This window comes from Clostridium acidisoli DSM 12555, assembly GCF_900176305.1.
GTDB classification, from domain to species: Bacteria; Bacillota; Clostridia; order Clostridiales; family Clostridiaceae; genus Clostridium_I; species Clostridium_I acidisoli.
The window spans coordinates 1-3717 of the sequence record NZ_FWXH01000054.1 but is presented as its reverse complement, the minus strand read 5'-3'; the positions used below and the strand labels follow the sequence as shown (position 1 = coordinate 3717).

Annotated in this window: 1 protein-coding gene; it reads left to right on the top strand. The window is 28.6% G+C overall.

The window, feature by feature from the left end; genetic code table 11:
• The coding region (locus B8978_RS19270; RefSeq protein ID WP_139796106.1) for a condensation domain-containing protein at positions 1–3717 on the top strand (3717 nt) is incomplete at both ends.

The window sequence follows — 3717 nt, the reverse complement described above, 5'->3', positions numbered from 1 at the left end:
AAAGTTTTTAAAGATTTAATTAAGAGTAAAAGGATAGAAAATCTATATGGTCCAACAGAAGCTACTGTATATTCAACTAAATATTCATTGAAAGATATATTAGATAATATACCCATAGGAAAACCTATTGATAACGCCAAAATGTATATAGTTGATAAAAATACTAAGTTAGTCCCAATGGGAGTAGTAGGAGAACTATGTATAGGTGGAGATGGACTTGCAAGAGGATATTTAAACAATAAAGAATTGACAGAAGAAAAGTTTGCACAGAATCCGTATGAGCCAGGGAAAAAGATGTATAGAACAGGTGATTTAGCAAGATGGCTTTCAGATGGGAATATAGAGTATTTAGGAAGAATAGACCATCAGGTTAAAATACGTGGTTTCAGAATAGAGCTTGGGGAAATAGAAAGTAATTTATTAAAAATAGAAGGAATAAAAGAGGTAGTAGTTTTAGCAAGAGAAAAAGCAGGGAACAATTATCTATGTGCATATTACATAGGTGAAAAAGAATATAGTGTAGGAGAATTAAGAGAAGAACTTAAAAAATTCATGCCAGACTATATGCTCCCATCATATTTTATAAAATTAGAAAGTATTCCATTAACATTAAACGGCAAAATAAATAGAAAAGCACTACCAGAGCCACAAGGTAAAATTGATACAGGAGCAGAATATGAGGCTCCAAGAAATGAAGTAGAAAAACAATTAGTAGAAATATGGCAGGACGTATTAAATATTGATGAAATAGGAATAAATGATGATTTCTTTAGTTTAGGTGGAGATTCCATAAAATCAATACAGGTAATATCAAGAGCTAAAGCAAAAGGATATTATTTTGAAGTTAAGGATGTATTCAACAATTCAAATATAAAGGCGTTAAGTAAGTTAGTTAAGAAGAATTCTTTAACAATAAGCCAAGATGAAGTGGTTGGAGAAGTAGAATTAACACCGATACAAAAACGATTCTTTGAAAGGAATTTTGAGGAAAAGCAGCATTGGAATCAAGCAGTAATGCTGTTTAGTAAAGATGGATTTAAAAAAGAAATATTAGAAAAGGTGTTTAAAGCCATAATAATTCACCACGATGCCTTAAGAATGGTGTATAAAAATGAAAATGGTGAAGTATATCAAATTAATAGAGGGACAGGTGAAAAGTTATACGACTTAAATGTATATGAAGGTTTAAGTGAGAAAGAAATAACAGAAAAGTGTAACCAAATTCAAGATAGTATTAATTTAGAGGAAGGGCCTCTTGTTAAATTAGGTTTATTTAAAACCCATAAAGGAGATCATTTACTAATAGCAATACACCATTTAGTTATAGATGGAGTTTCATGGAGAATATTATTTGAAGATTTATCAAAGGCATATGAAATGTCTAAAAACGGAGAAGATATAATACTTCAAGATAAAACAGCATCCTTTAAAGAGTGGGCAGTAGAGCAGAAGAAATATGCTGACAGCTACAGTATAAGAAAACAATTAGAATATTGGAATGGCATAGATAAATGTGACATAAGGAAACTTCCTAAAGATAAAGAAGCAGCTGTAACCAAAATGGCAGATTTAAGAAGTATAGGATTTAATCTTACGCAGCAGCAAACAGAAAATCTATTAAAGAATGTAAACAAGGCTTATAATACAGAAATTAATGACATACTTTTAACAGCTCTAGGATTAACAATAAGTAAATGGACAGAAAGTGAAAATACTCTAGTTAACTTGGAGGGACATGGTAGAGAAGAAATTATAAAAAATGTGGATATAACAAGAACAGTAGGCTGGTTTACTTCGCAGTATCCAGTAGTATTGAATAGTAATAACGATGATTTAGGAACTACAATAAAGAATATAAAGGATTCTTTAAGAAGAGTACCTAATAAGGGAATTGGCTATGGCATAATCAAATATCTTTCTAAGGATAAGATGGAATTTAGGTTAAAACCAGAAATAAGTTTTAATTATCTTGGACAGTTTGATGAAGATATAAATAATGATATCTTTAATATGTCGCCTTTAAGCAGTGGAAATTCAATAGGTTTAAATAATAAGGGATTATACTCATTAGATTTTTCAGGAATACTCATAGATAAAAAGTTAAATATAGATATAAGGTACAATGATAAAGAATATAAAGATGAAACAATAAAGAAATTAATTCAGGAATATAGAAACAACCTTATAACAATTATTGAGCATTGTATGAATAAGGATAAATCAGAAAAAACAGCAGCAGATGTAACAAAGGAAAATATAACTTTACAGCAATTAAAACCGTATTTAAAAGATATAGATAATATCAAAAATATATACCCATTAACGCCAATGCAAGAAGGAATGTTATATCATGCTCTAGCTGATAATAAGTCAGACGCTTATAATGAAGAATTAGTAATAAAGATAAAAGGACAATTAGATATTAATTTATTAAATGAAAGTTTTAATAGATTGGTAGAGAGACATGATATTTTAAGAACTGTTTTTGATTATGAAAACTTTAATATGGATATGCAAATTGTATTTTATAAAAGAAAAGCAGATATCAGATATTTAGATATAAGTGGTAAAAAATTTGATAAGAAAGACTATATCAGTAGAACAGTAGGCAATGATAAAGAAAGAGGTTTTGATTTAAACAAAGATGTTCTTATAAAATTGACAATAATTAAAACAGAAGAGGATGTATATAATCTAATACTTAATAATCATCATATTATAATGGATGGCTGGTGCCTTAATATAATAATGCTTGAATTATTTAAGATATATAACGAATTAAAGTTTGGATATAAAGCAAAATTAGAAGAAGCAGTACCATACTCAGGGTATATAGAATGGCTTAATAATAAAGATAGGGAAGCAGCAAAAGATTATTGGACAAATTATTTAGCAGATTATGATGAAGCGGCAATAGTACCATTTGAAAATAAAGAAAATAGTAAAGAATATAAAAAGAGTGAAGTTGCTTTTGAAATAAAAAGATATATGACAAAGAAACTAGAAGTAATAGCTAGAGAAAATAAGGTTACAATTAATACAATAATGCAAAGTGTATGGGCACTACTGCTCCAAAAATATAACAATAGTAATGATTCTGTATTTGGATATGTTGTATCAGGAAGAAATCCAGAGGTTAAAGGTATAGAAAATATGTTGGGACTATTTATAAATACTGTGCCTTTAAGAGTTAAAACAGAAAATAATATGATCTTTAATGAGCTTTTAACTAATATAAATAAGTCATTTGCAGAAAGCAGCCAATGGGATTTTTATCCTCTAGCAGATATACAAGGGTTAAGTGGCGTCAAAGAGAAGCTAGTAAATAATATAATGGTATTTGAAAATTATCCAGTTGATAGCGAGGGCATCAATAATGAAATATTAGATAAAAATGATTTGAAAATAGTTCATGTTGAGGCACAAGAACAGACTAATTACAATTTTAATTTATTAGTGATATATCAGGATACTATTTCAATTAAATTTAATTTTAATGAGGCAGTATATTCGAAGGATAATGTATTAAAAATTAAAGATCATTTTGAAAACTTAGTAAGTCAGATTATAAAAGACCAAGAAGTTAAGATTAAGGATATAGAAATACTAAGTGAAGAAGAACGCAGTATACTAGAAAAGTTCAATGATACAGAAGGAGAATATCCAGAAGGTAAGGTAGTAAGTGAACTCTTCGAAATGCAGGTAAAAAAGACTCCA